This window comes from Sphingomonas sp. KR3-1, assembly GCF_040049295.1.
GTDB lineage: Bacteria > Pseudomonadota > Alphaproteobacteria > Sphingomonadales > Sphingomonadaceae > Sphingomonas.
This window is the reverse complement of sequence record NZ_JBDZDQ010000001.1, coordinates 1,297,080-1,317,350: the sequence shown is the minus strand read 5'-3', so window position 1 is coordinate 1,317,350 and position 20,271 is coordinate 1,297,080. Positions and strand designations below refer to the sequence as shown.

Annotated in this window: 18 protein-coding genes; 8 read left to right on the top strand and 10 right to left on the bottom strand. The window is 67.5% G+C overall.

Annotation, left to right across the window (positions count from 1 at the left end):
- Positions 1-5 precede the first annotated feature (5 nt).
- On the bottom strand, positions 6-602 hold the full coding sequence (locus ABLE38_RS06490) for a nitroreductase (RefSeq protein ID WP_348973342.1): 597 nt from the start codon (positions 600-602) through the stop codon (positions 6-8).
- Positions 603-892: 290 nt separating this feature from the next.
- Here ABLE38_RS06490 and ABLE38_RS06485 point away from each other — a divergent pair, with 290 nt between their 5' ends.
- Positions 893-2,689, top strand: a complete 1,797-nt coding sequence (locus tag ABLE38_RS06485; RefSeq protein WP_348973341.1) for a peptide MFS transporter — start codon at positions 893-895, stop codon at positions 2,687-2,689.
- 520 nt (positions 2,690-3,209) lie between these two features.
- Here the strand turns inward: ABLE38_RS06485 and ABLE38_RS06480 are convergent.
- The 4 genes from ABLE38_RS06480 to acs all read right to left on the bottom strand — a co-directional run bounded on the left by ABLE38_RS06480 (position 3,210) and on the right by acs (position 8,742).
- Entirely contained in the window at positions 3,210-3,881 is a 672-nt protein-coding gene (locus ABLE38_RS06480; protein WP_348973340.1) for a spermidine synthase, read from the bottom strand.
- 301 nt (positions 3,882-4,182) lie between these two features.
- Complete coding sequence (locus tag ABLE38_RS06475) at positions 4,183-6,219, bottom strand: M13 family metallopeptidase (RefSeq protein WP_348973339.1); 2,037 nt, start codon at positions 6,217-6,219, stop codon at positions 4,183-4,185.
- Positions 6,220-6,292: 73 nt separating this feature from the next.
- Complete coding sequence (locus ABLE38_RS06470; protein WP_348973338.1) at positions 6,293-6,802, bottom strand: O-acetyl-ADP-ribose deacetylase; 510 nt, start codon at positions 6,800-6,802, stop codon at positions 6,293-6,295.
- Positions 6,799-8,742, bottom strand: coding sequence for an acetate--CoA ligase (acs, locus tag ABLE38_RS06465; RefSeq protein ID WP_348973337.1), 1,944 nt, complete (start codon positions 8,740-8,742; stop codon positions 6,799-6,801). Before acs ends, ABLE38_RS06470 begins: the two co-directional genes overlap by 4 nt.
- A 166-nt stretch (positions 8,743-8,908) precedes the next feature.
- Here acs and ABLE38_RS06460 point away from each other — a divergent pair, with 166 nt between their 5' ends.
- Genes ABLE38_RS06460 through ABLE38_RS06445 form a run of 4 tightly spaced genes read left to right on the top strand, consistent with a single transcriptional unit; the run spans position 8,909 to position 13,733 of the window.
- The gene (locus ABLE38_RS06460; protein ID WP_348973336.1) at positions 8,909-10,384 is read left to right on the top strand and encodes an efflux transporter outer membrane subunit; all 1,476 of its coding nucleotides are present in this window, start codon (positions 8,909-8,911) and stop codon (positions 10,382-10,384) included.
- Positions 10,374-11,804: an efflux RND transporter periplasmic adaptor subunit gene (locus tag ABLE38_RS06455; protein ID WP_348973335.1), complete on the top strand. Its 1,431-nt coding sequence runs from the start codon at positions 10,374-10,376 to the stop codon at positions 11,802-11,804. Before ABLE38_RS06460 ends, ABLE38_RS06455 begins: the two co-directional genes overlap by 11 nt.
- Positions 11,791-12,525: an ABC transporter ATP-binding protein gene (locus ABLE38_RS06450; RefSeq protein WP_348973334.1), complete on the top strand. Its 735-nt coding sequence runs from the start codon at positions 11,791-11,793 to the stop codon at positions 12,523-12,525. The genes ABLE38_RS06455 and ABLE38_RS06450 overlap by 14 nt, the downstream gene beginning before the upstream one ends.
- The gene (locus ABLE38_RS06445; RefSeq protein ID WP_348973333.1) at positions 12,525-13,733 is read left to right on the top strand and encodes an ABC transporter permease; all 1,209 of its coding nucleotides are present in this window, start codon (positions 12,525-12,527) and stop codon (positions 13,731-13,733) included. Before ABLE38_RS06450 ends, ABLE38_RS06445 begins: the two co-directional genes overlap by 1 nt.
- Here the strand turns inward: ABLE38_RS06445 and ABLE38_RS06440 are convergent.
- Positions 13,702-14,346, bottom strand: a complete 645-nt coding sequence (locus tag ABLE38_RS06440; RefSeq protein ID WP_348973332.1) for a nucleotidyltransferase family protein — start codon at positions 14,344-14,346, stop codon at positions 13,702-13,704. The two genes, ABLE38_RS06445 and ABLE38_RS06440, sit on opposite strands and share 32 nt — an antisense overlap.
- Positions 14,333-15,244 carry an XdhC family protein gene (locus ABLE38_RS06435; protein WP_348973331.1) on the bottom strand — a complete coding sequence of 304 codons (912 nt, stop codon included), beginning with the start codon at positions 15,242-15,244 and terminating at the stop codon, positions 14,333-14,335. Before ABLE38_RS06435 ends, ABLE38_RS06440 begins: the two co-directional genes overlap by 14 nt.
- A gap of 94 nt (positions 15,245-15,338) precedes the next feature.
- Here ABLE38_RS06435 and ABLE38_RS06430 point away from each other — a divergent pair, with 94 nt between their 5' ends.
- Positions 15,339-16,379: a glycerophosphodiester phosphodiesterase gene (locus ABLE38_RS06430; protein WP_348974454.1), complete on the top strand. Its 1,041-nt coding sequence runs from the start codon at positions 15,339-15,341 to the stop codon at positions 16,377-16,379.
- 5 nt (positions 16,380-16,384) lie between these two features.
- Complete coding sequence (locus ABLE38_RS06425) at positions 16,385-16,681, top strand: hypothetical protein (protein WP_348973330.1); 297 nt, start codon at positions 16,385-16,387, stop codon at positions 16,679-16,681.
- Between the two features lie 212 nt (positions 16,682-16,893).
- Here ABLE38_RS06425 and ABLE38_RS06420 read toward each other — a convergent pair whose 3' ends face one another.
- Entirely contained in the window at positions 16,894-17,403 is a 510-nt protein-coding gene (locus tag ABLE38_RS06420) for an antibiotic biosynthesis monooxygenase (RefSeq protein WP_348973329.1), read from the bottom strand.
- Between the two features lie 96 nt (positions 17,404-17,499).
- Between ABLE38_RS06420 and ABLE38_RS06415 the strand changes: the two genes are divergently transcribed.
- Positions 17,500-18,171 (top strand): winged helix-turn-helix domain-containing protein, encoded by a 672-nt coding sequence (locus ABLE38_RS06415; protein WP_348973328.1) that lies wholly within the window; start codon positions 17,500-17,502, stop codon positions 18,169-18,171.
- A gap of 49 nt (positions 18,172-18,220) precedes the next feature.
- Here ABLE38_RS06415 and ABLE38_RS06410 read toward each other — a convergent pair whose 3' ends face one another.
- Positions 18,221-18,523 carry a hypothetical protein gene (locus ABLE38_RS06410; protein ID WP_348973327.1) on the bottom strand — a complete coding sequence of 101 codons (303 nt, stop codon included), beginning with the start codon at positions 18,521-18,523 and terminating at the stop codon, positions 18,221-18,223.
- 34 nt (positions 18,524-18,557) lie between these two features.
- The gene (locus ABLE38_RS06405; RefSeq protein ID WP_348973326.1) at positions 18,558-20,249 is read right to left on the bottom strand and encodes an acyl-CoA dehydrogenase; all 1,692 of its coding nucleotides are present in this window, start codon (positions 20,247-20,249) and stop codon (positions 18,558-18,560) included.
- Between the last annotated feature and the right edge of the window lie 22 nt (positions 20,250-20,271).

Sequence of the window (20,271 nt, the reverse complement as noted above, 5' to 3'; positions counted from 1 at the left end):
ACCAATCAGCCTTGGGGTCCATACCCTGGATTCCACTGCTGTGCGATTTCGGACAGTGCCGGCCGCGGGCGCTCCTCCAGCGGGCTGGCCGGGGTACCGATAAAGACGAAGCCGGCGATCTTCTGGCTCGCATCGCCGAACAGGTCGCGCACCGCATCCGAATAGGCGGCCCAGCCGGTGATCCATGCGCCGGCGAAGCCCATCGCATGCGCGGCGTGGAGCAGGTTCATGCAGACCGCGCCGGCGGAGAGCTCCTGCTCCCAGACCGGGATCTTGTGCGGCACCACGGGCGCGGAAAGCACCACCACCAGGGCGGGTGCCTGGGTGGCGAACTGCGCCGCGGCTTCCTCGTCGCGCGGCGTGCAATCGGCTTTCTCGCTGCGCAATATCTCTGCGAGCTTGAGCGCAAGCGCCGGGCGCGCTTCGTCGGGAATCGTCACGAAGCGCCAGGGGAAGAGCTTGCCATGATCGGGCGTGCGCGCCGCGATCGCGAGCATCGCCTCGATCTGCTCGGGGCTGGGCCCCGGCGCGACCATGTCGCGCGGCTTGCCCGAGCGGCGGGTCTGGAGATGGGCGAGCAGGCTGGAAGTGTCGTTGAGCATGATGGGCATCTAGGGTGCATGCATCTGCTCGCCAACCTCGGAGCTGATCGAAACCGCCTCCAGCCTGATCGGATTGCGCCCTTCTTCCGGCATCCCCGCGAAGGCGGGGATGCAGGGTTACTTCGCGCTTCGCTTTGCGACGCTGGATCCCCGCCTTCGCGGGGATGACGACAGAGGGACGTCACTTCCCGAAATCACGCATGCTTTACAGGCGCTTCATTCCCTCTAGTTTGGCCGCCCATGCGCCGGGCCCATGAGCCCGGATACCGATATCAAAGGGCAACAACCGCATGGTCGACACACCAACCGCCGATAGTCCGGCAGAACCCGACATCACCCATATCAACCCCGCCGGCCAGGCGACGTGGTTCGGGCATCCCCGCCAGCTGGCGCGGCTGTTCACCACCGAGATGTGGGAGCGCTTCGGCTATTACGGCATGCGGGCGCTGCTGACGCTCTATCTTACGCAGCATTTCATGTTCGGCGACCGCGAGGCCACGGGCATCTATGGCGGGTTCACCGCGCTGGTGTACCTCACCCCGCTGGTCGGCGGCTATCTGGCCGACCAGTATCTCGGCTCGAAGCGTGCGGTGAAGTTCGGCGCGATCATCATGTCGCTCGGCTATGCCATCCTCTGCTTCGGCGGCCCCACCGCGACGCCGCATGCGACGATCGACGGCCAGCGCTACGAAGTCTCGATCGAGAAGAACGCCGAGGGCAAGGAAGTCCGCTACGTCGTCGACGGCGCGAAGAAGCTCGAGATCAAGGGCAATGACGACGGCAGCGTCGACCTGCTAAATGCCGGCGCGCCCGAGCGCCACGTCGCCAAGGGCAGCTTCGAATCCGGCGCGGATCGCAGCCCCTTCTATGTGATGGTGCTGCTCGCGGCGCTGTCGATGGTCTCGGTCGGCAACGGCTTCTTCAAGCCCAATATCTCGACGATGGTCGGCGAGCTCTACGAAGTGGGCGACCGACGCCGCGACACCGGCTTCACCATCTTCTACATGGGCATCAACCTCGGCTCGCTCTTCTCGCAGATCCTCTGCCCCTGGCTGGCGGTTGCCTATGGCTGGAGCTGGGGCTTCGCGCTCGCCGCGATCGGCATGCTGATCTCCTGGGCGCTGATCCAGTTCAACGGCGGCAAGCTCGATGGCTATGGCGAGCCGCCGGCCAAGCCGAACGTCAATGCGCAGCAGTGGATCATCTATGTCGCCGCGCTCTGCGTCGTGCCGCTCTTCTACCTGCTCTACGTCAACCTGATGCATGCCACCGCCCCGGCCGCGGGCTCCGGTTTCATCGGCTATGTCGCCTCGCTGCCGCTGATGGGCAAGCTGCTGTTCGGCTCGTTCCTGATCGGCGTGCCGGTGATCCTGATCTGGTCGTTCGTCGCGGGCAGCCGCACCGAGTTCCAGATGATGCTCGCCGCGATGGTGCTCATCGTCTTCAACGTCGTGTTCTGGACGCTGTTCGAGCAGGCGGGCTCGTCGCTCACCCTGTTCGCCGATCGCAACACCAACCTGACGATCTGGAACGGCTTCAGCATCACCGCGGGTCAGACCCAGTTCTTCAACGCCGCCTTCATCGTGCTGCTCGCGCCGCTGATGTCGCTGATGTGGACCGCGCTCGCCAAGCGCGGGCTCGAGCCGTCGATCCCGGTCAAGTTCGGCATCGCGCTGATCGGCGTGGCGGCGGGCTTCCTGCTGCTCGTCTGGGGCGCGCAGTTCGCCGATGGCAACTTCCAGGTCGGCATCTGGTGGCTGGCCGGCCTCTATTTCGTCCACTCGTTCGCCGAGCTGTGCATCTCGCCGGTGGGCCTGTCGATGATCACCAAGCTGTCGATCGCGCGCATCGTCGGGCTGATGATGGGCGTGTGGTTCCTGTCGATCTCGGTGGCGCAATATGTCGCCGGCGTGGTCGCGCAGTTCGCCAGCGTCGATACGGTCGGCGGCCAGGTGACCAACCTCAAGGTCAGCCTCGATACCTATGTCGGGGTGTTCACCACCATCTCGATCGCGGCGATCGGCCTCGGCGTGCTGCTGCTCCTGCTCAGCTGGCCGCTCAAGCACTGGATGCACGGTGTGAAGTAAGCGCCGCGCCCTGCGCGCAAACGAAAAGGGGGAGCGTCGCCGCTCCCCCTTTTTGCGTCCGCCGTCGTCGGCTCAGGCGGCGTCTGCGCTGTCGCCGTTCAGGCGGCGTCTGCGCTGTCGCCGTTCAGGCGGCGAGGCGCAGCTCGATCGGCGCGTCTGCCGGGGCGGCGACCTCGGCAATGGCCGGCAGGGTCACCGGGCGGCGCGCGGCGAGGAAGAGCGAGATAAGCGAGAACATCGTGAAACCCTTATGTTTGCTGCAATGCAACATAGAGGGAAATGGGTCGAGGTTGCGCTTTCTGCAACTGCAATGATTCGGGAGGCCGGTTGCAGGAAATGCAATCCGGCACGGGCGCTACGCGTCAGGCCGCGGCTCCAAGATCGTCACCCCGGCCTTGTGCCGGGGTCCACTGCGCCTCACGCTCTAAGCCAGGAGCCTCTCGCCCAATCCGTGCCTCCCGGTGGACTCCGGCACAAGGCCGGGGTGACGCGGGAGGGAAAGGCGGCTTCCCTTGGGGCCCTAGCGCTTGCGCCCGAACCAGATCACGTGCCGCGGCCCCTTGCCGTTGCTGCGCGCGCGCACCGCGACTTCCTCCACCTGGAAGCCGGTTTCCTTCATCCGCCGGGCAAAGACCGCATCGGGCGCCGCCGACCACACGGCCAGCACCCCGCCGGGCTTGAGCGCTTCCCACTGCTTCTGCAGCCCGCGCGGCGAATAGAGCCGGTCATTGGCGTCGCGGGTCAGCCCGTCCGGGCCATTGTCGACATCGAGCAGGATCGCGTCATAGGTCGCGCGCGCGCGGCCGATCACCGCGGCGACGTCGTCGAGTATCACCTCGACCCGGTGGTCGTCGAGGCAGCCTGCGGCGAGCTCGGCCATCGGCCCCTTCGCCCAGTCGATGATCTGCGGCACCAGCTCGGCGACGGTCAGCTTCGCCTCCGGCCCCAGCACGCCCTCCGCCGCGCGCAGCGTGAAGCCCATGCCGTAGCCGCCGATCAGCAAGTGCGGGGCGGGCGTGTCGAGCCGCTCGCAGGTCATCACCGCCAGCGCTTCCTCCGAACCGCTCATCCGGCTCGACATCAGTTCGTTGCGATCGAGCACGATCATGAAGTCGCGGCCGCGGCGGAACAGCCGCAGCGCTTCGCCGCCGCCGGGGACGATCGCCGTGTCGATGAGTTCGCGTGGAGTCATGCGGCTCCCTTTCCGCGCATGGCGCAGCGGTTGCAATGTAGGATTTCGTCTGATTGGCTGGCGCGGTCGGGTGCGCTGCCCGGCCGCTCCTTGAATCCGTAGGAAAGATAGGATCCCGCGCGCGCAAGAATGTTGCGAGATGCGGCGCGCTTCCGGGAAGTGAGTCAATTCAAGCGACCGCGAAAGCCGCCTTTGGCGTGAACTTGATGGACTTTGCCGAGTCGCGGAAGGTGCCGGTGTTGGAAACGAAAACGGCCCGGCATCGCTGCCGGGCCGCTTCGTTCGGGTCAGCCGGGATGGCTTACCAGATGTGCACGCGCTGGGCGGGCGCCAGGTACAGCGCGTCGCCCGGCTGGATGTTGAACGCCTTGTACCAGGCGTCGACATTGCGGACGATGCCGTTGACGCGGTACTTGGCCGGCGAGTGCGGATCGGTCAGCGCATACTGGCGGGCCGCGTCCTCGCGCACCTTGGTCTGCCAGGCCTGGGCATAGGCCAGGAAGAAGCGCTGGTCGCCGGTCAGCCCGCCGATCACCTTCGCCTTGCCATGCTCGGCCTGGTACTTCTGGAAGGCGCCATAGGCTGCCTCGACGCCGCCGAGATCGCCGATATTCTCGCCGAGCGTCAGCTTGCCCTGCACCTTGGTGCCGGGAACGGCTTCATAGCCGTCATACTGGGTCGAGAGCGCGGCGGTTCGCTCGCCGAACGCCTTCTTGGCGCTGTCGGTCCACCAGTTCTCGAACTTGCCGGTCGGGCCGAACTGGCTGCCCTGGTCATCGAAGCCATGGCCCATCTCATGGCCGATGATCGCGCCGATCGCGCCATAGTTCACCGCCGGATCGGCATTGGGATCGAAGAAGGGCGGCTGCAGGATCGCGGCCGGGAAGGTGATCTGGTTGGCGAGCGGGTTGTAATAGGCGTTCACCGTCTGCGGGGTCATGTTCCACAGCGTGCGATCGACCGGCTTGCCGAAGCGCGACAGCTCGAGCTGGTGCTCGAACTCGCCCGAGCGCATCGCATTGCCGAGCAGGTCGCCGCGCTCCACCTTGAACGACGAATAGTCGATATACTTGTCCGGGTGGCCGATGCGCGGCTCGAAGGCGGCGAGCTTGGCGAGCGCCTTCTCCTTGGTCGCCGCGTCCATCCAGGTCGAGGCGGCGATGCGCTCATGATACGAGCTGCGCAGGTTCTCGATCAGCTCGGCCATCTGCTTCTCGGCGGCCGGCGGATAATATTTGGCGACGTAGATCTGGCCCACGGCCTCGCCCAGCGCGCCGTTGACCAGGCCGACGCCGCGCTTCCAGCGCTCGCGCTGCACCTTCACGCCGGAGAGCGTCTGCGAGTAGAAGGCGAAGCGGGTGTCGTCGAAAGCCTTGGGCAGGAACTGCGCATGGTCGCTGACGAAGCGATAGGCGAGATAGTCCTTCCAGCCCTGGAGCGGGGTGGCGACCATCAGCTTGCCGAGCGCGGCCACTGCCGTGTTCTGCGTCATCAGCACCTTGGGCGAGCTGTCGATGCCGGCGGTCTTGAGCAGCAGCGCCCAGTTGAACTCGGGCGCCTTGGCCTCGAGCCCGGCGAGCGTTTCGGGATCGTTGAGCTTGGCGATGTCGCGGCTCTCGGCCGGCGACCACTGGACCTTGGCCATCGCGGTCTCGAACGCGACGATCGCATCGGCCTTGGCCGCGGCGTTGGGGATGCCGGCCAGCTCCTGGATCTTCTGGACATAGGCACGATAGGCGGTGCGGAACGCGTCGTACTTGGCGCCTTCCAGCAGATAATAGTCGCGCGGCATGCCGAGGCCGCCCTGGCCGGTGACGGCGGTGTAGTGCGTCGGGTCGGCGAGGTCGGGGATGATGCCCAGCTCGATCGGCGCGGCATAGCCGACGCTGGCGAACAGCACCTGCAGCGCGTCGAGGTCGTTCACGCCGTTGATCTTGGCGAGATAGGGCTGGAGCGACGCGGTGCCGCGTGCCTCGATGCCCGCTTCGTCCATCCAGCTGGCATAGAAGTCGCCGACCTGCTTGCCGGTGGCGCCATAGGCCGAGGGGTTCTTCGCCATGTCGTCGAGGATGGCGCGGACATTGGCTTCGGCCTCGACCGAGAGCTGGGTGCCGAAGCCGGCCGAGGTGCGGTCGGCGGCGATCTCGGTGCGGTCGTTCCAGCCGCCGTTCGCGAAGGTCCAGAAGTCGTCGCCCGGCTTCACGCCGGTCTTCTGCGAGGTCAGGTCGATGCCGAAGCTGCCATATTTCGGCGCCTGCTTGGCGGTCTGCGCGAGTGCCGGCGAAACGGCGAGCAGCGCCACGCCGGCGGCGAGACGCACGAAAGTGTTGATCTTCATGAGTTTAGTACCCCAACCCCTATGGACTGTATTAGCTGACTGTAACGGCGCGATCGCCCCCTCGCAATGGGATTCAGGTGTCCAGGATCTGGCGATAGGCGGCGGTCACGTCGGCGCCGAAGGTGGCGAAGATCACCGCGAGTCCGGGGTCCGGGGCAAGCGCGGCGCGCGTCTCGGCGACGGCGATCCGCGTCGCCGCCTCGACCGGATAGCCATAGACGCCGCAGCTGATCGCCGGAAAGGCGAGGGCGGTGAACCCGTTGGCGCGGGCGATCGCGAAGCAGCGGCGATAGCAGCTGGCGAGCAGCTCGGGCTCGCCCTTGCCGCCGCCCTGCCACACCGGCCCGACGGTATGGATGACGTGCCCGGCGGGCAGGCGATAGCCCCTGGTCAGCTTGGCGTCGCCGGTAGCGCAGCCGCCGAGCGTGCGGCACTCGGCGAGCAGCTCGGGGCCGGCAGCACGGTGGATCGCCCCGTCCACCCCGCCGCCGCCGAGCAGCGACGAGTTGGCGGCGTTGACGATCGCATCCACGTCGAGCCGGGTGATGTCGCCCTCGACGATCCGGATGCGATCCGCGCTCATCCCACGCGGTTCCTGACGAGATCGTCGACCACCGACGGGTCGGCGAGCGTCGAGGTGTCGCCCAGCGACGAGACGTCGCCCTCGGCGATCTTGCGCAGGATGCGGCGCATTATCTTGCCCGAGCGGGTCTTGGGCAGGCCCGGCGCGAACTGGAGCGCGTCGGGGGTGGCGATCGGGCCGATCTCGGTGCGCACCCATTTGATCAGCTCGGCGCGTAGCGCGTCGTCGCCGACGCAGTGCGCATTGAGCGTCACATAGGCGTAGATGCCCTGGCCCTTGATGTCGTGCGGCATGCCGACCACCGCGGCCTCGGCAACCTTGGGGTGGAGCACCAGCGCGCTCTCGACCTCGGCGGTGCCCATGCGATGGCCGGAGACGTTGATCACGTCGTCGACGCGGCCGGTGATCCAGTAATAGCCGTCCTCGTCGCGGCGGCAGCCGTCGCCGGTGAAATACTTGCCGCGATAGGTGGTGAAATAGGTCTGGAAGAAGCGCTCGTGATCGCCCCACACGGTGCGCATCTGCCCGGGCCAGCTGCGCGCGATGACCAGGTTGCCCTCGGTCGGCCCGTGCAGGACATTGCCGTCGGTATCGACGATCTGCGGATCGACGCCGGGAAAGGGCTTGGTCGCCGAGCCGGGCTTCAGATCGGTGGCGCCCGGCAGCGGCGTGATCATGTGGCCGCCGGTCTCGGTCTGCCACCAGGTGTCGACGATCGGGCAGCGCCCCTCGCCGACAATGTCGTAATACCAGCGCCACGCCTCGGGATTGATCGGCTCGCCGACCGTGCCGAGCAGCTTGAGCGACTTGCGTGAGGTCTTCGCGACATAGTCGTCGCCCTCACGCATCAGCGCGCGGAGGGCCGTGGGGGCGGTATAGAGGATCTCGACCTGGTGGCGATCGACCACCTGCCAGATGCGGCTGGCATCGGGCCAGTTGGGCACGCCCTCGAACATCAGCGTGGTGCCGCCATTCGCCAGCGGGCCGTAGACGATATAGCTGTGGCCGGTGACCCAGCCGATGTCGGCGGCGCACCAATAGACCTGGCCCGGGCGGTAATCGAAGACGAGCTCGTGCGTCATGCTCGCCCAGAGCAGGTATCCGCCGCTGGTGTGCAGCACGCCCTTGGGCTTGCCGGTCGAGCCCGAAGTGTAGAGCACGAACAGCGGATCCTCGGCGCCCATCGGCTCGGGCGGGCATTCGGCGGGCACGCTTGCGGCGGCCTCGTGATACCAGAGGTCGCGGCCTTCCTGCATCGGGATGTCGCCGCCGGTGGCCTTGACCACGATCACCTTCTCGAGCGCCGGCGCATGCTGCGCGGCCGCATCGACATTGGTCTTGAGCGGAACCTTCTTGCCGCCGCGCCGGCCTTCGTCGGCAGTGATCACTACGCTCGAATCGCAATCGGTGATGCGCCCGGCCAGCGCCTCGGGAGAGAAGCCACCGAACACCACCGAATGGATCGCGCCGATCCGCGCGCAGGCGAGCAGCGCGAACGCCGCCTCGGGGATCATCGGCATGTAGATGGTGACGCGGTCGCCCTTCTTGACGCCCTCAGCCTTCAGCACATTGGCGAAGCGGCACACCTCGGCATGGAGCTGGCGATAGGTGAAGCGCTTCGGCGCCTCCTCGGGCGCATCCGGCTCCCAGAGGATCGCGACCGCGTCGCCGCGCTTGGCGAGGTGGCGGTCGATGCAATTGGCGGCGACGTTGAGCTTGCCGTCGGCGAACCAGTGGATGCGGAAATCGGCTTCGTCGAACGACCAGTCGCCGGCGATCTCGGGGCGCTTGATCCAGTCGAGCCGGCGGGCCTGTTCGAGCCAGAAGCTGCCCGGATCGGCGATGCTGCGGCCGTAGAGCTTCTCGTAGCCGGCGGCGTCGACCTTGGCACTGCGCGCCCAGTTTTCCGGAACAGGGTGGACGCTGACAGTGTCGCTCATCGTTTCGGGCTCCCTCGCTTTGGCGCCTCTCTGCCGAAGCGCGGCCCGCTCGCCAAGCGCCAAATCCGTTCCGGCTGCGCTCCGATCCGCACGAAACTGCGGGCTCAGACATATTGCGACAATATAAGACTGGAACTGAAACGTTCCCCGAAACATCTAGTGTGCCATGGCCAACCGCCCCCTAACCCTGAGTCTCCTGCTCGTCCTGCCGCTCGCCGCCTGTTCGGTGGGCCCGGACTATCATCCGCGCGCTGCGAGCGATCTGGGCGTCCCCGATGCCTGGTCGGTCCCCGCCGGGCAGAAGGCGCAGGAGGATCTGAGCCAGTGGTGGACCAAGTTCGACGATCCGATGCTGGCGAGCCTGGTGCAGCGCGCGCAGGCGACCAACCTCGACGTCGCGCAGGCCGTCGTGCGGCTGCGCCAGGCGCGCGAGTCGCTGGTCCAGCAGCGCGCCGACCTGTTTCCCAGCCTCAGCGCCTCGGGCGGCATCTCGCACAGCGAGCCGCTGCGCGGCGGCACCAGCACGACGACGCTACCCGACGGCACGGTGACCAGCTTCTCCCAGGGCGGCAGCACCAGCTTCTCCCTCGGCGCCGATGCGAGCTACCAGGTCGACCTGTTCGGCGGCGTGCGCCGCGGGGTCGAGAGCGCGCGGGCCAGCTATGAAGCAAGCGGGTTCGACTATGCTGCGGTGCTGGTCTCGGTCGAGGCCGAGACGGCGCGCAACTATGTCCTCGCCCGCGTGGCGCAGGCGCAGATCGCCAATGCGCGGGACAGTCTGGGCATCTCGAGCGACAATCTCCAGATCGCCGGCTGGCGGGTGCAGGCCGGGCTCGTTTCCTCGCTCGACCAGGAGCAGGCGCGCGCCAACAACGCCCAGATCGCCGCGGCGATTCCCAGCCTCGAGGCCAACTACAACAGCTATGTCTCGCGGCTCGCGGTGCTGACCGGCCAGACGCCGGGCGCGCTCAAGGCCGAGATGGAAGCGGTGAAGCCGATCCCCAAGGGGCCGGCGGACGTCGCGGCCGGCATCCCCGCCGATGCGTTGCGCCAGCGGCCGGACGTGCGCGCCGCCGAGCGCAACCTCGCCGCCGCCACCGCCAATATCGGCGTCGCGCAGGCACAGCTCTATCCGGCGCTGTCGATCGGCGGCAGCATCGATTCGGGCAGCAGCGCGCTTTCGTCGATCTTCGACACGATCACCGGGCGGCTGTTCGCCAATATCGCGCAGACGATCTTCGATGGCGGCCGCCGCGCCAGCCAGGTGCGTGCGTCCAGGGCCGCGGCGGACGGCGCCTTCCTCGCCTACAAGTCGACCGTGCTGACCAGCCTCGAGGATATCGAGAACGCCGTGGTCGCGCTCCAGACGGCGCAGGCGCGCGAGAAGCAGTTCGCCATCGCGTTCGAGGCATCGACCAACCAGGCGCTGCTTGCCCGCATGCAATATCGCTCGGGCCTCACCGATTTCACGACGCTCAACACGGCCGAGGCCTCGCTCATCTCCGCGCGCAACGGCGTCGTCTCCGCGCGTTCGGACGAGGCGACCGCGCTGATCCAGCTCTACCAGGCACTGGGCGGCGGCTGGGATTCGAGCGTTACCCCCATTGCTCCCACGACAGGCAACCCCGCCGATGGCAACTGATCCGAACCAGAATCTCGACAGCTTCCTGGGCACGCCGCCGCGGCCGTGGTGGCGGCGCTGGCTCAAATGGGGTCTGATCGGGCTTGGCGTGTTGCTGGTGATTCTGCTCGGCTGGCGCCTGTTCGGGACCAGCACCGAGACGAAATATGCGACCGACCAGGTCGATCGCGGCAACCTGACCGTCACCGTTTCCGCCACTGGCAAGCTCGCGCCGACCAACCAGGTGCAGGTCGGTTCCGAGCTTTCGGGTCTGGTCGAGAAGGTGCTGGTCGACGTCAACGACCGAGTGACAAAGGGCCAGCCGCTCGCGGTGCTCGATACCTCGCGCCTCGACGATGCGATCACGCAGAGCAAGGCGACGCTGAATGCCGCAGTCGCCACCGTCGCGCAGAACCAGGCGACGCTCGCGCAGGCGCAGGCCAATCTCGCCCGCATGGAAGAGGTCAGCCGGCTTTCGGGCGGCAAGGTGCCCGCCAAGGTCGAGATGGAAACCGCGCGCGCCGATGTGCAGCGCGCGATCGCCGGCGTCCGCTCGGCGCAGGCGAACGTAGTGTCGCAGCGCGCCGCGCTCTCCTCGAACGAGACGCAGCGCTACAAGGCCGTAATCCGCGCGCCGGTGAACGGCGTGGTGCTCGTCCGCCAGATCGACGAGGGCCAGACGGTCGCGGCTTCGTTCAACACGCCAACGCTGTTCGTGATCGCCGAAGACCTGAGCGCGATGGAGCTGCAGGTCGCGATCGACGAGGCCGATGTCGGCTCGGTCAAGCAGGGCCAGCTCGCCAGCTTCACCGTCGATGCCTTTCCGGGCAAGACCTTCCCGGCGACGATCACGCGCGTCGATCTCGGCTCGAACCTGACGGCTTCGACTTCGTCGAGCAGCAGCACAACGAGCACGACGACGCAAAGCCAAGTGGTTTCCTATGCGGCGACCCTGAGCGTTGCCAATTCCGATCTCCAGCTGCGCCCGGGGATGACCGCGACGGCGGAGATCATCACCAAGTCCAAGCCCAACGTTCTGCTGGTGCCCAATGCGGCGCTGCGCTTCACGCCAGCGGCGAGTGGCGGCCCCAGCGCGAGCAGCTCGGGCAGCGGCATCGCAGGCGCGCTCGTCCCGCGCCGCCCTAACCGGCGCGATAGTGCGTCGAGCAAGCAGGCGGGCGGCGAGCGCAACGGGCAGCAGACAGTCTATATTCTCGGCGCCGATGGGCAGCCAGAGGCTGTGAAGGTGACGACCGGCGACACCAACGGCACCGTCACCGAGATCACCGGCGGCGATCTCAAGCCGGGCGACAAGGTGATCACCGGCCAGCTCTCCTCGGCCGGCACCGAAAAGCGGCGCAGCGGTGGTTCGTCGGGCGGCGCGGCAGGCGGCTCGGGGCAGCGCCAGGGCGGTAGCGGAGGTCAGCGTGGCGGGCAGTGACGCGGCCGGCGATCCGCTCATCCGCCTGCGCGGCGTCACTAAGGTCTATGGCGAAGGCCCGACGCAGTTCCAGGCGCTGAAGGGCATCGACCTCGATATCGCCGCGGGAGATTTCGTCGCGGTGATGGGCCCCTCGGGCTCGGGCAAGTCGACCACGATGAACATCCTGGGCTGCCTCGACGTGCCTTCGGGCGGCACTTTCCTGTTCAAGGGGGTGCATGTCGAGCGGCTCGAGCGCGATCAGCGCGCGCTGCTGCGGCGCAAATATCTCGGCTTCGTGTTCCAGGGCTTCAACCTTCTCGCCCGCACCAGCGCGCTCGAGAATGTCGAGCTGCCGTTGCTCTATCGCGGCGATCCCAAGAAGGAACGCCGCGAGATGGCGATGGCCGCGCTCGACAAGGTCGGCCTCAAGCAATGGTGGGACCATACCCCTGCCGAACTGTCGGGTGGCCAGCAGCAGCGGGTCGCCATAGCCAGAGCGATCGTCACCAATCCCGACGTGCTCCTCGCCGACGAGCCGACCGGCAACCTCGATTCCGAACGCTCGGTGGAGATCATGGAACTCCTCACCGATCTCAACAAGACGAGCAACATCACCGTGCTGATGGTCACGCACGAGCCCGACATGGCGGCGTTCGCGCGCACCATCGTTCATTTCAAGGACGGGCTGGTCGAGCGGATCGAGGCGCAACATCACCAGGGTGAGGCGGTCACGCAATAATGTTCGGCACCACCTTCATCCTCGCGCTGCGCTCGATCCTGCGGCACAAGCTGCGCTCGATCCTGACGGCGCTCGGCATCATCATCGGCGTCGCGGCGGTGGTCACCATGGTGACGCTCGGCAAGGCGACCACCGCCGCCGTCCAGCAGCAGATCTCGTCGCTCGGCACCAACATCCTCCAGATTCGTCCGGGCCAGGGCTTTGGCCGCGGCGGCGGCGGGCCGCGCCCGCCCAATTTCAAGGAAGAAGACGTCCAGGCGATCCGCACCCAGATCACCGGCGTACTCGCGGTCGCGCCCCAGGCGGGCACGAGCGCCACGGCGATCTATAATGGCGCGAACTGGTCGACGACGATCAACGGCACCACCAGCGATTATTTCAAGGTCCAGCCCTGGCCGCTGGTGCAGGGGCGCGTCTTCACGCGCGCCGAGGAACAGGCCGGCAAGGGCGTGTGCATCATCGGCAACACGGTGCGCACCAATTTGTTCGCCGGCGGCGATGCAGTGGGTAAGAGCCTGCGCGTCAACGGCATCACCTGCAACGTGATCGGCGTGCTCTCGACGCGGGGCCAGGCCGGCTTTGGCGGCGACCAGGACGATGTCGTCATCATGCCGATCAAGCAGGTCCAGCGCCGTTTCACCGGCAATCGCGACATCAGCCTGATGCTGGTCGGCACCGATCCCGACTATGAGAGCGCACAGGTCCAGTCATCGATCAGCGACCTGTTGCGCGAACGGCGCAAGATCACCGGCGGCAAGCAGGACGACTTCAACATCTTCGACACCGCCCAGATCAGCGCGACGCTGACCGGCACGACGACCCTGCTCACCCAGATCGTCGCGGCAGTGGCGGGAATCAGCCTGGTCGTCGGCGGCATCGGCATCATGAACATCATGCTGGTGTCGGTCACCGAGCGGACGCGCGAGATCGGCATCCGCCTCGCCATCGGCGCCGTGGCGAGCGAAGTGCTGATGCAGTTCCTGGTGGAAGCCGTGGTGCTGTCGATGCTCGGCGGCGTGATCGGGCTGCTGCTCGCGCAGCTGGCGATCATCCTCATGTCGTGGCTGGGCGGGCTGCCCTTCCTGTTCGACGTGCAGATCAACGTGATCGCCTTTGCGATCTCGGCAATCATCGGCGTGGTGTTCGGCTATTTTCCGGCGCGGCGCGCCGCGAGCCTCAATCCGATCGACGCGCTTCGTCACGAATGAGCGCGGGCGGGCGCTCGGGCAGCCCGTCGGTGCGCAGGCCGTAGAGCGACCGCAGCTCGATGAGGTCGTCCTGCGTGTCGACATCGACGAGCTCGGCGGGCGGCGCGATGACGTGGTGGCCGCGCTTGATCAGGTCGCGCGCGCCCTGGTCGCCCTGCAGGCTCAGCAACTCGGGGTACATGTCCTTGCCAAAGAGCGCCGGCGGCATCGGGCGCACCCCGTCCGACGAGGCGACGATCGTCGCCGGCCCATAGGCGGCGTCCATCATCCGGCGGACATGCGCGGCAGTGACGCGCGGCATGTCGGCGAGCGCGACGAGCACCGCCTCGGCGCCCAGCTCCCTTGCCCGCGACACGCCGTGGCACAGCGAGCGTGCCTGGCCGAGCGAGGGATCGGGGTTCTCGACCACGTCATAGCCGAGCGCGGCGAAATCGAGCTCGGTATCCGACACCACGGCGATCCGTGCGCAGAAGGGCACGCGCTCGAGCGCGGTCACGACATGATAGGCGAGCGGCTTGTCGAGAAACGGCTCGGCGAGCTTGTCCCCGTCGTTGAACCGGCGCGAACGGCCAGCGGCGAGGAGAATCAGGGCGACCTGGTCAGGCTTCAGCATGGAACCTCTTCACCATGGCGGCGGCAATGGACAGGGCGATCTCGGCGGGGCCGATCGCGCCCAGGGCGAGCCCGGCTGGACCCTCGATCCGCTCGAGATCCGCGGGCGCGACGCCGGCGGCCGCGAGCCGCTCGAGCCGGGCGGCGTGGCTGCGCCGCGACCCGAGCGCCGCGACATAGCCGGTCGGGAAGCGCAGCGCCGCGGCTAGAGCGGCATCGTCGATCTTGGGGTCGTGGCTCAGCGTCACCACCGCCGTGGCGGGGTCGGGCTGCAGCGCGGTGACGGCGTCGTCGGGCCAGCGGTCGTCGAGCATCACTCCGGGAAACCGCTCAGCGGTCAAAAATCTCCCGCGCGGATCGATGATCGTGGTCGAAATCCCCAATTCGCGGGCGAGTCCGGCGAGCGACTGGGCGATCTGCACCGCGCCCACGATCAGCAACCGGCGCGGCGGATCGTAGCGGTTGACGAACTCCCCGTGCCCCGTGGCGGAGCGACCAGTGGCGAGATCGGTGCCCACATCGAGGGACTCGCCGCGCGCCCGCGCCGCCGCGATCGCCTCGAACAATTCGGGCGGGAAACCCGTCGCCGAGACCGGCTGGACCAGCACCGCGATCTCGCCGCCGCAGGGGAGGCCGACTTCCCAGGCTGCCGGATCGGCGACGCCGTAGCTTTTGACCAGCGCAGGCGCGCCGGCGATCACCTCCGCGGCGGCCTGGAGGATGTCGGTCTCGACACAGCCGCCCGAGACCGAGCCCTCGAACCGCCCGTCTTCGTGCACCAGCATATGGCTGCCCCGCGGCCGCGGCGCCGATCCCCAGGTCGAGACGACGGTGGCGAGCGCCAGCCTTTCGCCCTTCCAGGCGCGGGCCGCCGCAAGCACGCTGTCATTGTCCGCCATATCGCCTCGTAACCGTCACACGCCGGGTCTAGGCCCAACCCCGTAACGAGTGGAGAGTTTCGTGACGAGATCGCTGATTGCCGCGCTGTTGCTGATGGTGCCGGGCGCCGCGCTGGGGCAAGGTCATGCCATGCATACCGAGAAGGTCATCGTCATCGCCCACCGTGGCGCCTCGGGCGAGCGCCCCGAACACACCTTGCTCTCCTACGAACGCGCGATCGAGCAGGGCGCCGACTTCATCGAGCCCGATCTGGTGCCGACCAAGGACGGCGTGCTCGTTGCCCGGCACGAGAACAACATCACCGAGACGACCAACATCGCCGATCATCCCGAGTTCGCCGCGCGCAAGACGACGAAGACGATCGACGGCGAGACGATGACCGGCTGGTTCACCGAGGACTTCACCCTGGCCGAGCTCAAGACGCTGCGCGCCAAGGAGCGGCTGCCCAAGCTGCGGCCGGAGAATACCAAGTTCGACGGCCAGGCGGAGATCCCGACGCTCGACGAAGTGATCGCGCTCGCCAAGAAGGCCTCGAAGGCGACCGGCCGCACGATCGGCATCTATCCCGAGACCAAGCACCCGACCTATTTCGCCTCGATCGGCCTGCCGGTGGAACAGCGGCTGGTCGACAAGCTCAAGGCGGCGGGCTGGGACCGCGCCGATGCGCCGGTGTTCATCCAGTCCTTCGAAGTGAACAACCTCAAGAAGCTCAAGACGATGACCCGGATCCGCCTGATCCAGCTGATGGCGGGTGCGGGCGGCCCGGCGGACGGCGCCAAGCTGAGCTACAAGGCGATGATCACGCCGGAAGGGCTTAAGGAGGTCGCGACCTATGCGTACGGGATCGGCCCCGAGCTGACGATGATCCAGCCGGCAGCCGGCCCGGCGACGACGCTGATCGCCGATGCGCATGCCGCGGGGCTGAAGCTGCATCCGTGGACGTTCCGGGCGGAGAACTTCTTCCTCTTGCCGAACTACCGGTCCAGCGCAAATCCGATGGAACATGGTCGTATCAAAGAGGAAATCCTGTATTTCATCGGGCTTGGCGTGGACGGTTTCTTCACCGATTTCCCCTATATTGGTGTAGAGGCACGAGACGAGGCTGCGGGGTCGCACGCGCACGCCGGGGGATAGGTTTTATGCGCAAGTTTCTGGTTCCGATTGTCGCAGCGCTGCCGCTGCTGACCGGCGGCTGCATCGCCAAGACGGTGGTCGACGTCGCGACCATGCCGGTCAAGGCCGTAGGCCAGGTCGCCGACTGGACGACGACCAGCCAGGACGAGGCCGACCGCAACTACGGCCGCAAGATGCGCGAGCAGGAAGCGCGCGAGGGCAAGGAGCTGCGCAAGCTCTGCAAGAAGCATCCCGAGGATGAGCGCTGCGCCCGCACCGACAATGGCTTCCGCGCCGATCCGGGCGGCAATCGCAACAACTAGGGCCGGGTTCCTACAGCGCGCCGCCCTGCGACTCGGCGAAACACCCGAAATGCAGGCGCAGGCCGGGTTCTTGCGGCGCTTGAGTTGACTCAGTTCGGACCAATGCGTCGCATCTCGCAATATCCTTGCGTGCGCGGGATCCTATCTTTCCAACAAATCAAAGAGCGGCCGGGGCGCCGAAGCCCGACTGCGCAAGCCAAGCAGGCGAAATCCTACATTGCAACCCTGCCGGGGGCCTGGTCGCGGTCGTGCATGCCATAGTCGCGCACGACGGTGGCGATCCGGAGCCGATAGTCGCGGAAGATGCCCGTGCGCCCCTCGGCCTGGGCGGCGCGGTGATGCTCGGCCCGTCGCCACGCCGCCACCGCCGCCTCGTCGCGCCACCAGGAGAGCGACAGCAATTTGCCGGGCTCGGCCAGGCTCTCGAACCGCTCGATCCCGAGGAAGCCGTCGATCGCATCGAGCTCGGGGCGCAGCGCCGCCGCGAGCTCGAAATAGCGGTCACTCAGCTCCGGCACGGGCCAGGCCTCGAACAGCACGGCCGCGAGCGAGTCGATATTGTAGACGCCATAGGCGGTGGTCGCGGAGCCCTCGGCGGGGCCGAAATAGCCGATCAGATCGCCGCCGCAGCGCGGAATCGCCTGGCCCCAGGCGCGGGCATAGTCGGCGAACGCCTCGGCGCCGAAGGGCTCGATCTCGTAGCGGATGAAGCAGGTCAGCATGGCGGTCTCCTCGGCGGCTTTTGTGCCGCGGGAGAGGCGTGCGATGCTTCGGCTCGCACCGTAGCATTGCCGCGCGCCGCGGTTCATGATGCGCCGATGCAGCGCATTTCCGCCTTTGCCGAGACCGCCGCGCTGATGGGCGATCCTGCCCGCGCCAATATGCTGTTCGCGTTGATGGACGGGCGCGCGCTCACCGCCGGCGAGCTGGCGCGCTTTGCGGGGGTGACGCCGCAAACGGCGAGCGGCCATCTGGCGAAGCTGGCAGAGGCGGGGATGATCGCGGCCAGCGCGCAGGGGCGCCACCGCTATTTCCGCGTCGCCACGCCAGCGGTGGCGCAGATGGTCGAGAGCGTGATGAGCGTCGCCGAGGAGCTGGCGAGCCGGCCGCTGCCCTTCACCGGCCCGCGCGACACGAGCCTGCGCCGCGCGCGCACCTGCTATGATCACCTCGCCGGCGAGCTGGCGGTGGCGATCGCCGGGCGGATGGCCGAACGCGGCCAGCTGGTGCTGGGGCATGACGGCGCCGCGTTGACCGGTAGCGGCGTCGCGCTGCTCGGCGAGATTGGCGTGGCGGCGGATGCGCTGGGGGCGCCGTGCCGTGCCTGCCTCGACTGGAGCGAGCGCCGCCCGCATCTGGCCGGCACGCCGGCGACCGCGCTGTACCGCCATTTCGTCGATCAGGCCTGGGTACGCCCGCGCACCGGCACCCGCGCGCTTGAAGTCACGCGGGCGGGGGAGGCGGCGCTGGCGCGCTGGTTCGGCCTCTAGCGACCATTTGGGCGCGAGTAGCCGGCGCGAGTCGCATGGAGCATCTGCCTCAGAAGACCAGCAGGCCCAACCAAATCGCAAACGCCCCGATCGCCGAAATACGACGCAGCGCACTCAGGGGCCTGCCGCGCCACGCCGCTCGGAAAGTCTCGAACCAGCCGTAACCGAGTAACAGGACCAACGCGCCGGCATAGACCAGGTGATTTGCCTTGCTGGCCGTGCGCCAGGTCGCGATCGGGGAAGTCGGATGCTCGACACCGCAGAACCGATCCCAGACTTCCGAGCAAGGCGGAGAGAGGAGAACAAAACCGAAGTAGATCAGCGTGATCAGCAGGAGCGGACCGATGAGCAACAGGCTTGCGATCCATATCCCGCGATCGGGCGTCTCATGCCGCGAACCCCTCGGCATCGAGAGCGTAGAGCATCTCCGCCTTTGCCAGCGCGGCGGCCTTGAGCCCGATCGCCTCGGGGACGATCTGCTCGACATAGAAGCGCGCGGCTGCCTGCTTCATCCGGAGGAAGGCCGGATCGCCCTCGCTGCGCGCCGCGGCGCGGCCGCTCGCTTCCATCAGCCAGCCGCACACCGCGGTCGAGAGCATCGTCAGGAACGGATAGCTGGCGGCGAGCCGATCATCCATCTCGCTCGAAAGCAAATTGCGGGCGACGTCCTCGCAGGCGTCGATCAAGTTGAGCAGGCCGGTATCCTCGGCATCGCCGCGCATCTCGGCGAGCAGGCCGAGCAACGTCCCGCCATTGTCCATCGAGAGCTTGCGGCCGACCAGGTCGGCGGCCTGGATGCCGTTGGTGCCTTCGTAGATCGGGGTGATGCGCGCGTCGCGGAAATGCTGGGCGGCGCCGGTCTCCTCGATATAGCCCATCCCGCCATGGACCTGGACGCCCAGCGACGCGACTTCGTTGCCGAGATCGGTGCCATGCGCCTTGGCGAGCGGAGTGAGCAGCTCGACGCGCTTGTCTGCGGCCGCATCGCCGGCGCGGGCGCGGTCGAGCTGGCCGAAGGCGTAATAGACCAAAGCCCGTGCCGCCTGGGTCTGCGCCTTCATCCGCAGCAGCATGCGGCGGACATCGGGATGCTCGACGATCGCGACCTGCGCGCCGTTCCGATAGCCTTGCACGCGCTCGCGGGCATAGGCGACGGCGCGCTGGGTGGCGCGCTCGGCGACCTGCACCCCCTGCAGGCCCACGTTCAGCCGGGCATTGTTCATCATCGTGAACATCGCGCGGATGCCGCCGAGCTCGGGGCCGACCAGCGTGCCGACGCAGTCGTCATTGTCGCCGAAGCTCAGCACGCAGGTCGGCGAGGCATGCAGCCCCATCTTGTGCTCGATCGAGACCGTGCGGACGTCGTTGAAGTCGCCCGGCGTGCCATCCTCGTTCAGGCGGAATTTGGGCACCAGGAACAGCGAGATGCCCTTGGTGCCCGCCGGTGCGCCGGGGGTGCGGGCGAGGACGAGGTGGACGATGTTGTCGGCCATGTCGTGGTCGCCAAATGAGATGAAGATCTTGGTGCCCTTGATCTTGAAGCTGCCGTCGCCGAGCGGGGTGGCGGTGGTGCGCAGCGCGCCGACATCGCTGCCGGCCTGGGGCTCGGTGAGGTTCATCGTGCCGGTCCAGGCGCCGGTCGAGAGATGGGGCAGATAGGCCGCCTGCTGCTCGGGGGTGCCGTGGTGCAGCAGCGCCTCGACCGCGCCGACCGTCAGGATCGGGGCGAGCGCGAAGCCCATGTTCGCAGTGCCGAGCGTCTCGAGCACCGCGATCGACAGGCTGACCGGCAGCCCCTGCCCGCCATGCTCGGCCGGCGACCCGATCGTGCCCCAGCCGCCCTCGACATAGGCCTGGTACGCCTCGGCGAACCCTGCCGGCATCTTCACGCCCTCGGGGGTCCATTTGGGGCCACTGGTATCGCCTTCGCGCTCGAGCGGCGCCCATTCGCCGGCAGCGAACTGGCCCGCGCCCTCGAGCACCGCATCGGTCATTTCGGACGCTTCCTCGCTGATCTCGCCCAGGCGGACGATGGTCTCGAGAACGAAGCGCTGCTCGGCGGTGGCGGGGGTGAACATATTGCCTCTCTTGTGGTCTGGT